This is a genomic window from Paenibacillus sp. NPDC058174, assembly GCF_042883865.1.
In the GTDB taxonomy this organism is placed as follows: Bacteria; Bacillota; Bacilli; order Paenibacillales; family Paenibacillaceae; genus Pristimantibacillus.
The window spans coordinates 1,043,270-1,053,790 of sequence record NZ_JBHVUY010000002.1; the positions used below are offsets into that span (position 1 = coordinate 1,043,270).

The 10,521-nt window shown below is 51.0% G+C and carries 8 protein-coding genes; all 8 read left to right on the forward strand.

What is annotated here, in order from left to right:
- Positions 1–405 precede the first annotated feature (405 nt).
- The 8 genes from ACFVVF_RS16220 to ACFVVF_RS16255 all read left to right on the forward strand — a co-directional run bounded on the left by ACFVVF_RS16220 (position 406) and on the right by ACFVVF_RS16255 (position 10,206).
- Positions 406–543, forward strand: coding sequence for a hypothetical protein (locus tag ACFVVF_RS16220; protein WP_387811391.1), 138 nt, complete (start codon positions 406–408; stop codon positions 541–543).
- A 563-nt stretch (positions 544–1,106) separates the two neighbouring features.
- Positions 1,107–2,354 carry an Rne/Rng family ribonuclease gene (locus ACFVVF_RS16225; RefSeq protein ID WP_387811394.1) on the forward strand — a complete coding sequence of 416 codons (1,248 nt, stop codon included), beginning with the start codon at positions 1,107–1,109 and terminating at the stop codon, positions 2,352–2,354.
- Positions 2,355–2,530: 176 nt separating this feature from the next.
- A complete protein-coding gene (rplU, locus tag ACFVVF_RS16230; RefSeq protein ID WP_042164735.1) occupies positions 2,531–2,842 on the forward strand; it encodes a 50S ribosomal protein L21 in 312 nt (103 codons plus the stop codon).
- Between the two features lie 13 nt (positions 2,843–2,855).
- Positions 2,856–3,194 carry a ribosomal-processing cysteine protease Prp gene (locus ACFVVF_RS16235; protein WP_387811397.1) on the forward strand — a complete coding sequence of 113 codons (339 nt, stop codon included), beginning with the start codon at positions 2,856–2,858 and terminating at the stop codon, positions 3,192–3,194.
- A 14-nt stretch (positions 3,195–3,208) separates the two neighbouring features.
- Positions 3,209–3,520, forward strand: a complete 312-nt coding sequence (rpmA, locus tag ACFVVF_RS16240; protein ID WP_042164730.1) for a 50S ribosomal protein L27 — start codon at positions 3,209–3,211, stop codon at positions 3,518–3,520.
- A 170-nt stretch (positions 3,521–3,690) separates the two neighbouring features.
- The gene (locus tag ACFVVF_RS16245; protein ID WP_387811401.1) at positions 3,691–4,431 is read left to right on the forward strand and encodes a Spo0B domain-containing protein; all 741 of its coding nucleotides are present in this window, start codon (positions 3,691–3,693) and stop codon (positions 4,429–4,431) included.
- Positions 4,432–4,444: 13 nt separating this feature from the next.
- On the forward strand, positions 4,445–5,764 hold the full coding sequence (gene obgE, locus ACFVVF_RS16250; protein ID WP_387811403.1) for a GTPase ObgE: 1,320 nt from the start codon (positions 4,445–4,447) through the stop codon (positions 5,762–5,764).
- Between the two features lie 335 nt (positions 5,765–6,099).
- Positions 6,100–10,206, forward strand: coding sequence for a discoidin domain-containing protein (locus tag ACFVVF_RS16255; RefSeq protein ID WP_387811405.1), 4,107 nt, complete (start codon positions 6,100–6,102; stop codon positions 10,204–10,206).
- Positions 10,207–10,521 lie beyond the last annotated feature (315 nt).

The following is a 10,521-nucleotide window of genomic DNA, read 5'->3' on the forward strand; positions in this document are numbered from 1 at the left end:
TGCGGGAAGGTCAAAAGCACAGGACTCCGTAGTTTCGGTTCATGCTGCCGTTCTTGGTTGGGATCGATCGCTAACTCGATCGAAAAGGGCAACCATCGAAAAGTCAGCCTGAACTCGAAACTACTCCGTCTGGCGGGTAAGATCAAAACCGTCATGCAAATTACACCAAATCATTTGCTAACTTGATTTAACGAAGCGGGTTCGCTATTTAGAGAATGCAATTTCGCTAAAGCGAAATTATAATGACTTAAAAAATGTAGAGCGAACCTAATTTCGCTACTCGAGAACCTAGGTTCTCGGATAACGAAATTAGGTTCGTTCTTTTTATCGTAACAGCCGATAAGGATTGCTTTAACGAATTTAGCTTCGCTAAATAGCGAAGCCGGTTCGCTGGAGAGAAAGTTAGTGGGCGATGCATGGTGCGACTATGGTAAGTCGAGCGTTGAGCTGGGCCAGCAGCGAACATTGAAGCTGTTAATCAAAGCGAAGCGGGTTCGACAGAGTGAAGAAGAAAGAAAGAAAGAAAAAGAAAGAAGAAGTTAGTTGGTGATAGAGAGTTCTTTAGCGCGATGTAACGGTATGTTGAGTAAGGAGCTAGAAATAGCGAACGCGAATAGTGATGGTGAATGAAAGTTTGAGCATAGAGAATTGATTGCTGAAATGACAAAGTGCGTGTAGAAAGAGCTGGTGTGCAACAAGAGTTAAATTAAGTTTGAGGTGACAGCAACATTCGCGCAGTTGAATTCGTAAAGTAAGTGTGATTGAAGAAAATTCCATTTATTAATCCAAAGAGCAACAGAGCAACAGAGCAACAGAGTAACAGAGCAACAGAGCAACAGAGCAACAGAGCAACAGAGCAACAGAGCAACAGAGCAACAGAGTAACAGAGCAACAGAGCAACAGAGTAACAGAGCAGAGCAGACACTAGTGAAGTTTGAAACAACGAATTACGTGGAGCACCGCATGTGCTAGGTAAGCTCACATACATTGGAGCAAGGGACTGCATTTTGGAGGCTGTTTGTGCATATTTCTCCTCCTCGGCGAACGCGGAGTCATGGTTATGTGTTAAAATATTAGACAAAAAGGCATGGCGGTGATGTTGGGGAATGAAGCAATTGTTAATGCACGGACATGGAGAGCTGCTGCAGACAGCGGTGCTTGAGGACGGGCGCTTGATTGAATTTTATATGGAGAGGTCGGAGAATAGCGGGTTAGTCGGGAACGTGTATAAAGGCCGGGTCGTCAATGTGCTTCCGGGCATGCAGGCGGCATTCGTCGATATCGGATTAAGTAAAAATGCTTTTCTGTACATAGATGATTTGCTGCATCCGCATCTGGAAAAGCAGCCGGCTCAAAAGCCGTCCATTCAGCAGCTGGTGCGGCCGGGACAAGAGCTGCTTGTGCAGGTAATGAAAGAGCCGCTTGGCGGCAAGGGCGCAAGGGTAACGACACATTTTACGCTGCCTGGCAGATGGCTCGTCTATATGCCGGCGGCCGGCTATGTCGGCGTGTCCAAAAGAGTTGGCAAAGAAAGTGAACGGACGAGACTCAGGCTGATCGGAGAGCGGCTGCTCCAAGGCGAGGAAGGCATTATTTTGCGTACCGCTGCGGAAGGCGAAAGCGAACAGGCACTTGCGGCAGACGTGGAGCAGCTTAGGCAGCAATGGAGCGGTATTTCGGGGCGGGCGGCCAAAGCACCGGTGCCCTCTGAGCTGCATCGTGAAGCGGGACTGCTTCGGCGTATCGTCAGAGATGCGATGACGCAAGCTATCGATGAAGTGTGGATCGATGACGCGTCCAGACATGCAGAAGTGCAGGCGCTGCTGAGGGAAATGACGCCGCAGCTGGAGCAGCGTCTCAAGCTGTATGATCGTGCTTCCGATAAGCCTTTATTCGAAGCCTTTGGAGTAACGGAGCAAGCCAATGCCGATTTCCAGCGGCGGATAAGGCTCTCGAGCGGCGGACTGCTCATTTGGGAGGAGACGGAAGCACTCACCGTTATCGATGTGAATACGGGGAAATTCACCGGTGAGAATGATCTGGAGGACACCGTATTCAAGGCAAACATGGAAGCGGCTGACGAGATTGCGCGGCTGCTGGCCGTCCGGGATGTCGGCGGAATCATCATTGTTGATTTTATCGATATGGAGGACGAAGGCAACCGGGAGCGCGTTATGTCGCGTATGTCGGAGTGGGCGAAGCGGGACCGGACGAAATGCGCCGTTCTCGGCTGGACAAGGCTGGGCTTGCTGGAGCTGACCCGCAAAAAAGCGAGGGAAAATGCAACGCAGCAATTGACTGTGCGCTGTGAGGCTTGCGGCGGAAGCGGCAAGAAAACGGTTGGCATCGGATAATACAGGCAATAGTTGATCTAAACTATCTTTTATGCTAGAATGTTCTAGTATGTCTGATTAGGCTGTTATACAGCACAGATATGCAGATACCGCTCCGGTCGGGTACAAGCGTGTGAATCACAAGTTCATGCCACCTGGGTCAGGCGAGTCTTCGACAATAAGGAGGTGCACTATCTATGTTCGCAATCATCGAAACTGGCGGAAAGCAATACAAAGTTCAAGAAGGCGATGTTATCTACATCGAGAAATTGGACCAAAACGCAGGCGAAAACGTAACGTTTGATCGTGTCTTGGCTGTATCCAAAGGCGACGGTCTGGTAACTGGAGCTCCAGTTGTTGCTGGCGCTACTGTTTCCGGCAAAGTCGAGAAACAAGGCAGAGGCCAAAAGATCATCGTATACAAATACAAAGCCAAAAAGAACTACCGTCGCAAACAAGGTCATCGTCAACCGTACACGAAAGTAACGATCGAGAAAATCCAAGCGTAAGAGGATTTTTCAGATGATAAACGTTACATTTGTACGAAATGCCGTTGACAGACGGATTATATCTTTCGCGGTCGAAGGACATGCGAAATATGCCAAGCCCGGCAAAGACATTGTCTGCGCTGGCGTATCGGCCGTTTCGGTCGGTACGGTTAATGCCATCGAGGCGTTGACGCAAGTCGAATTGCCGTGCTCCATGAAGAACGGCTGGCTGTCATCGGATATTCCGGTGCACCCCGATCGGGAGACGGACGACAAAATTCAGCTGCTGCTGGAAGCTATGGCAGTCATGCTGGCAACAATCGCTGAATCTTACGGCAAAAATGTCGTAGTCGGCGAACAACTTCTTTCATGAAGGAGGGAAACACCATGTTGAAACTGAATCTTCAGCTTTTCGCTTCGAAGAAAGGTGTAGGTTCCACAAAGAACGGCCGCGACAGCCAATCGAAGCGCCTTGGCGCTAAACGTGCGGACGGTCAAGTCGTATCTGCGGGCAGCATTTTGTTCCGTCAACGCGGAACTAAAATTCACCCAGGCAACAATGTGGGTATCGGCAAAGATGACACGCTGTTCGCGAAAGTGGAAGGCGTCGTTAAGTTCGAGCGTTGGGGACGCGATCGCAAAAAAGTGAGCGTATATCCAGTTGACTTGGCTCCGGTAGCCGCAGCAGTAGAAGCCTAATAGCAGCAAGTGGCCCGGCCTGAATGATAGGCCGGGTTTTTTTGATTGTTTTTGCGCTTCGGGATTCATTTAGAGTCGTTGACGCGGCAATTGCCGGTCAACTATTTCAGCGGAAGGCGCCATCACGCTATACTGATAATATAGGAAATGAGCAGAAAGTGGGATCACACATGGATCGCTTATCTATTGCGAAGCGGTGTGCCGCAGCATCGATATTGCTGCCATCGGCCGCCGTCCTTATTTGGCCTCATCAGTACTGGTTGCTTGCGCTATTTCTCGGTTGGCTGACGGGAGCCGCTGTTTTGTGGATATGGGCTGAACGGAAGGAGCATTCCGAGCGAATGACTCAAACGATACATAGCCTGCAGGCGTCCGGCATTCGGACGCTGAATCATCACCGGCATGACTGGATGAATGATTTGCAGGTATTGTACGGCTATATCCGAATGCAGAAGCTGGATAGAACCGCGGACTACGTGGAGAAGATAAAGGACAGAATGGTTGCTGAGAGCAACATTGCGAAGCTTGGCGTACCATCACTGGTCAGCTATATCCAATCGTTCCGCACCATTACGAATTCCTTGCAGTTGCAAGTGAAAAACGAACAGAATATTCAGCTGAATGAATGGCCCGATGGGGGCCGGCCGATTGCAGATACGCTAATCAAGCTGATCAGCGCTTATCGGCTGGCAGTCAAAACAGGCTATGGAGACGCAGCCGTTTTGACAATTGAGCTGACGCGGGATGAAGAGGGCGTCTTATACGCTTCCTTCTATTACGCTGGCGAGATCAATGGGGAACAGCATTTGGCTGATCAAATAAAAAAGCAGTTGGAAGGCGCGCTGCTGCAGCCGGTCGAATGGGACCGTCCGCAGGAGAAAATTGTGCTAAAGGCGGAATTGAGCGCTTGAACGGAGGCACAGCATGTTTGTCGATAAAGCGAAAATATTTGTAAAAGGCGGCGACGGAGGCAATGGCATCGTCTCATACCGCCGTGAGAAATACGTACCTGAGGGCGGTCCAGCAGGCGGTGACGGAGGAAGAGGCGGCAACGTTATTTTCCGTGTAGATGAAGGTTTGCGCACGTTGATGGATTTTCGCTACCAGAAGCATTTTAAAGGTCCGGCCGGCGAGCGGGGCAAAGTAAAAAGCATGCATGGCGCCAGCGCAGATGATATGATCGTCCGGATTCCGCCGGGCACCGTTATTGTCGATGATGATACGCAAGAAATTATCGCCGATATGACGCGCCATGGCCAAGAAGTAATCGTTGCCCGCGGCGGACGCGGCGGACGCGGCAATATCCGCTTTGCTACGATTAACAATCCGGCACCGGATATTTGCGAGAATGGTGAAGAAGGCGAAGAGCGCTGGGTCGTTCTGGAGCTGAAGGTAATGGCGGATGTTGGTCTTGTCGGATTCCCGAGCGTAGGGAAATCGACGCTTCTGTCGGTTGTATCCGGCGCGAAGCCGAAGATCGGCGCCTATCATTTTACGACGATTACGCCTAATCTGGGTGTCGTTGACGTTGGTGATGACCGCAGCTTCGTAATGGCCGATTTGCCGGGTCTTATTGAAGGAGCCAGCGAAGGCGTTGGACTGGGCCACGAGTTTCTGCGGCATGTCGAGCGGACGCGGGTTATCATCCACGTTATTGATATGGCGGGCTCGGAGGGCCGTGATCCGTTCGAGGATTGGCAGAAGATCAACGAAGAGCTTAGCCTCTACAATGAGAAGCTGAAGGACCGCCCGCAAATTATTGCCGCGAACAAAATGGATATGCCGGAAGCGGCGGACAACCTGGAGCTGTTTAAGCAGCAGCTGGATGAAGTCCGCGGCGAACGGGAATATCTCATCGTGCCGATTTCTTCATTGACGAAGCAAGGCATTCAGGAGCTGCTGTATAAGGCAGCGGATACGCTCGATACAGTACCTCTGGAGCTTGATATCGAAGAGGTGAAGGATGTCGCGGAACGGAAAGTATTCAGCTTCGAGAAACGCGAAGATTCTTCGTTCACGATTCGCAGAGAAGACGAAATTTTCGTCGTTGAAGGCAAATCGATTGAAAATTACTTGAAGCGTATGAATATGAATTCTTACGACGCGATCATGCGTTTTGCGCAAATTATGCGTAAAATGGGCGTTGATGCGGCGCTTCGGAAAAAAGGCGCGAAGGACGGAGATACGGTGCAAATCGCCGATTTCACCTTTGAGTTTTTTGAAGGAAATGATTATTTGGGGTAAGTGGCAGCATTCGGTTCAACAAAGCCTGGAAACCGCCTATGTGCGTCGTTTTCGGGCTTTTTTCATGCAAATTTTCGCGTATACGGTGTGCGGAAAGGGGGTGTTTGGGAAAAAATGTGACGATATTCTGGCATAAAACGCAAATTCTCGGCATGTCCTGACACGCTTCAAAGCTTTTATACTAAGAAGCGGAAGACCATGGAAGCGCTTACTAAATAAAGGAGGGATTTAAATTTATTGTCATTTTTTTCGGGGAAGGCGTGTCTTTGTAAAAAAACGTTGCAGCAACGGCAAGACCGCATCAAACCAAACCTAAACTTGGGAGGAATTAAATAATGGAATCTGTTTATTGGAGTCAAACCAAACGAACGGCGGGGGCGGGCAAAAAGCTGCTGGCGCAATTACTGGTCGCAGCGCTTGTGTTAACGCTAGTGTCGGCCTTGACGGAGAGGCAGGCGCATGCCGCGGGCTCCTATCTGCTGTCGTTAAACCGGACGGCCTATGCTTCATCGGTAGAGGGTGCCAATGCAGCCCATCTTGCTGTGGACGGTAATACAGGTACTCGCTGGGCAAGTAAATGGGGAGAAGATCCGCAATGGATTTATATCGATCTCGGGGCGGCTGCCGCTGTTGACCGGGTTAAGATTCAGTGGGAAGGCGCATATGCCAAGTCGTATAAAATTCAAGTGTCCAACAACGAGATGACTTGGACCGATCTGTACAGCACGACGACAGGAGACGGCGGCATAGACGATATTTCCGTATCCGGCAATGGCCGGTATGTCCGTATTTACGGTACGGAGCGTTCTTTGCCCGCTTATGGCTACTCCATTCTGGAGCTGGAGATTTACGGAACAGGGGGCGCAGGTACACCGCCATTGGAGTACGGTCCCAACATTGCACAGGGCAAGCCGGTAACAGCTTCCTCATTTGAGGAATCGGGTTACTTGCCGCCGGGCTCCACACTGCCTGCGAATGCTGTGGACGGCAATCCGGGAACGCGGTGGGGGTCCAATCATACAGATAACGAATGGTTTACGGTAGACCTTGGGGCTTCCCATACGATTGGGCGTGTTGTGCTCAATTGGGAGACTGCAGCCGGACGCGCATTTGATCTGCAGGTTTCCTCTAACGGCTCGCAATGGACAACCGTCTACCGGGAGCTGAAGGGCACAGGAGGCAAGCAGGACATTCAACTGTATACGAGCGGCCGTTACGTTCGAATGAACGGAATTGCGCGGGCGACAAGCTTCGGCTACTCGCTTCTGGAGTTTGAAGTTTACGACTATGTTCCCGGACATCCGCAGCCGACCTACACCATTCCGTCGCTGCCGACACCTTCGACTGTCCAAGTTGGCCAAGGCAGCTATTTAATCAACGATATTAAAATGCCGCAGCCGAAATTTCCGACTCATAAATCGTCGAATGTCAACGCACCGATTCAATCCAATGACTGGTGGCAATCGATGCTCATTAAGCCTTTTGGCGATTATCTCATTACACTGCCTATAAAAATGAAATACTTCCCGCAAGGCCTCGGCATACTGAATCCCGGTGCGGGCTGGCTGAACGGCGATGGCTCTGCTGTAAATGCAGACGGCAATCCCGATCTGTATGTCATGGCAGGCAATATCGATTCGTCCAAAATGGACAATCGCGTAACGGGCTACAGCGACTGGTCGGTTGACGCAGTCATCAGCGATAACGCCACGGATAAAATGAAAACGACGATCGTCAAAGGATCGCCTTATGTCTACAATACCTTTAGTGATCCAAGCTCAGCGGAGATTTACTCGCCGCTCATTACGGGCATATACAATGCGAGCGGCGCCGCGGTGCTTGCCGCGGACGGCTCGACCGTGACAACGGATCATTTGCGCGTCACAGTAGTTAATACTGACGGCAGACCAAACGGAACGCCGCAGACGCGTGAATACGGCATTTTCGCCCCTCCGGGCACGGTGTTTACGAAAGCAGGCGCTAAAATCAAAATGCAGCTGGGCAGCGGCCAAAATTATTTGTCGATAGCATCGCTTCCTTCCGCAGCTGATTTGAACTTCTATTACCAGCACGCTTATGCGTTTGTAACAGGCACTCAAGTGAGTTATGACTACAATGCTGCAACTTCGCTCGTGACAACGAATTTCAACGTCACGACCGAGCTTAAGCGGACAGGCTTCTCCAATCAGACGCTGCAGGCGCTTTATCCGCATCAATGGAAGGTGACGAGCTCGCCGCTTACGGCGCTTACGTATCCTTCGATCCGCGGAACGCTTAAAGTGAGAGAGGGCAACTCCTTCACGACCGTCGACCGGTTCTACGGCATCGTGCCGCAGTTTACGCAGCCTGACAATCCGGAATACAACCGGACGCAGATGGTGGCCTATTTGAAAAGTCTCGATGAAGAAACGTCAGGCAACCTGATGGCTGCCGACGCTTACTGGCAAGGAAAAAGATTGCATCCTCTCGCAATGGGCGTTCTAGCTGCCAATGAAATGGGAGAGACGGCTTACCGGGATAAATTTTTGGCCCGCATGCGTACGATATTAGCGGACTGGTATACGTATACGCAAGGCGAGCCGGACTACTTCTTCTACTACAACTCGGATTGGGGCACGATGTACTACAAGACGAGTGAGTTTGGAGCTAACAGCGGCATTACGGATCATCATTTTACGTATGGCTATTACGTGTTCGCTTCAGCGGTTCTGGCTACGTTTGATGACAGCTTCCGCACGCAATACGGCGATATGGTCAATCATCTGATTCGCGATTACGCGAATCCGTCCCGTACCGATTCGCAGTATCCGTTCTTCCGCAGCTTTGATCCGTATCAAGGCCATTCATGGGCGGGCGGCTACGCAGACAACGACAGCGGCAACAATCAGGAAGCAGCCGGAGAATCGTTGTTTGGCTGGGTAGGCCAATATATGTGGAGCTTGCTGACCGGGGATACGGCATTCCGCGATGCGTCGATCTACGGCTTTACAACGGAACTGAAGGCAGTCGAGCAATACTGGTTCAACTATGACGGCGACAACTGGCTGCCAGAATGGTCGCATAAGTCGGTTGGACAAGTATACGGTTCCTCGTACTTCTATGGAACGTTCTTCAGCGGATTGCCGGTTCATATCTACGGTATCCACTGGCTTCCGACATCGGAGTATTTAACGAGCTACGCCTTGAATCCGGGCAAAGCAGCATCGCTTTACAACGGATTTGTAACCGATAACGGCGGACCGGAGACGGAATGGCAGCACATTGTGTGGCCGATTCAAGCGCTCAGCAATCCGCAGGCGGTAATTGCCAAGTGGAACGCTTCGACGATGCAGAAAAATGAAATTTTCAATACGTATTGGTTCATTCACAACATGGCTTCGCTTGGAGAGCGTACGAAAGACGTCTATGCGACGGGCTGGAGCAGCGCAACGGTATACAAAAAAGGAACTGCCTATAAAGCTGTTGTCTGGAATCCGACGTCCCAGCCGGTTACGGTAACGTTCAAAAACAGCTCCGGCGGCACAACGGGCACGGCAGTCGTGGGTGCTAAATCGCTCGTCACCGTCAATCCAATGACCAATTCGAACGTTTCCGACGATTGGGCAGAGATTGGGGAAGGCGGAGAAGAAGGAGGCGGCGAGGGGCCAGGAGCGCCTGGCACTAATATTGCGCTGGGCAAGACAGTAACGGTTTCCTCGACGCAGGCGCCATTTGCAGGGGCAAATGCTGTTGACGGCAGCGCGGAGACGAGATGGGCTTCCGAGGCGGGCGTTGACGCGCAGACGCTGACTATTGATCTTGGCACCTCGCAGCCGATCGGCAAAGTGAAGCTGAATTGGGAGACGGCGTACGGCAAGTCGTATCAAATTCAAGTCTCCGATAATGGAACGGCGTGGACGGATCTATATTCGACGACGACGGGCGACGGAGGCGTCGATGAAGTGACGGTAAACGGCAACGGCCGTTATGTGCGCATCAATATGACCGAAAGAGGAACGATTTACGGCTATTCACTCTATGAAGTTGAAGTGTACGGTCCAACAACAACAGCACCTTCTGCGCTGTTGTCGCTTAATAAAACGGCCTCCGCATCGTCGGTTCAGGAGCCGTTCGCAGCGGCGAACGCCTTTGATGGAGATCCGGGCACACGCTGGGGTTCGGAGATGGGAGCCGATCCGCAGTGGATTACGGTTGATCTCGGTCAAACCCGGCAAATAACGGGGGTTAAGCTGGAGTGGGAGACCGCTCACGCCAAGTCGTATCAAATTCAAATATCCGACAACGGCTCGACGTGGACTGATCTATATGCCACTACGAATGGTAACGGAGGCGTTGAGCAATTAACCGTTAACGGCAGCGGACGGTATGTCCGAATGAACGGCACGGAACGCGCAACGGCTTTCGGATACTCGCTGTGGAATTTTGAAGTGTACGGCAGCTAAACGGTTTATTCAGAGGGACGGCGAAAGCCGTCTCTTTGTTTGTTCGCGTGATGTATACTTCGGGGTTTCCAGACTAGTTGCGCAGAAAGGAAGTGACTTTCTCTAATAGCGAAGTTTAGTTCCGTATAGGCCGATACTGATATCAGCGTAGCTTCTCAAAATGTAAAAATACAGTTTGTCAGCCTCATTTTCGACGATTTAGCTCCTCAAAATGTAAAAGTGCAATTAGAATAATAAGTGGACACCTCTTAAGTGTAGAAAGATAATAAGGTTAACGAGGAGAGGTGTTCGGTATGGAAAAGCAGCCACGTAACA

Bases quoted from the DNA above. Each gene is read 5' to 3' on its own strand.
- ACFVVF_RS16225 (WP_387811394.1), top strand. From the start codon at position 1,107: ATGAAGCAATTGTTAATGCACGGACATGGAGAGCTGCTGCAGACAGCG.
- rplU (WP_042164735.1), top strand. From the start codon at position 2,531: ATGTTCGCAATCATCGAAACTGGCGGAAAGCAATACAAAGTTCAAGAA.
- ACFVVF_RS16235 (WP_387811397.1), top strand. From the start codon at position 2,856: ATGATAAACGTTACATTTGTACGAAATGCCGTTGACAGACGGATTATA.
- rpmA (WP_042164730.1), top strand. From the start codon at position 3,209: ATGTTGAAACTGAATCTTCAGCTTTTCGCTTCGAAGAAAGGTGTAGGT.
- ACFVVF_RS16245 (WP_387811401.1), top strand. From the start codon at position 3,691: ATGGATCGCTTATCTATTGCGAAGCGGTGTGCCGCAGCATCGATATTG.
- obgE (WP_387811403.1), top strand. From the start codon at position 4,445: ATGTTTGTCGATAAAGCGAAAATATTTGTAAAAGGCGGCGACGGAGGC.
- ACFVVF_RS16255 (WP_387811405.1), top strand. From the start codon at position 6,100: ATGGAATCTGTTTATTGGAGTCAAACCAAACGAACGGCGGGGGCGGGC.